Here is a 468-nt window from a genome sequence, read left to right as displayed (position 1 = left end):
ATTGACGGGTTCCCGCCAGCACACACGCACATTCTGATATCCGGCCAGCGTCAGCATCAAGGCCGTAGCCGCATCCGCAAACGGCGTGAACATGGTTTGAACCGGTGCCATTATCAGGTCTACTGAAGCTGCTACTTGAGGCGACACAAATTGATTATTGCTGCGGATCAGGACCGATGAGTCAACGTCGATCACTTGTTGTACCCCGTTTATGGGTACCAGATATAGTCTAATGTACTGTGCCACTGGGCTCTCCTAAAACTGGGATCAGACAAATCCCATCCATATTAAATTAGGAGTTCAGACTATACGATTTCAGCACGTAGTTCAACTCAAACTGCTCAAGATTGAATTCTTGCGCCGCCGCCTCTACACCAACAGTGCGTGCCGCCTGAACCGCGTTGCGCAGGCGCAGTGCATCGTCGCTTTCCATCAGTGTAAGCAAATCAGCCAACTTCGAATTACCCC

At 50.6% G+C, this 468-nt stretch carries 1 protein-coding gene; it reads right to left on the bottom strand.

Features of this window, described 5'->3' with window-relative positions; translation table 11 throughout:
* The coding region (locus tag AC1RPJ_RS07805; RefSeq protein ID WP_481762846.1) for a hypothetical protein at positions 1–195 on the bottom strand (195 nt) is incomplete at its 3' end.
* Between the last annotated feature and the right edge of the window lie 273 nt (positions 196–468).

The organism is Dellaglioa sp. CoH-57-MRSF-17, from assembly GCF_056782015.1.
This window is presented reverse-complemented; position numbering and strand designations above follow the sequence as displayed.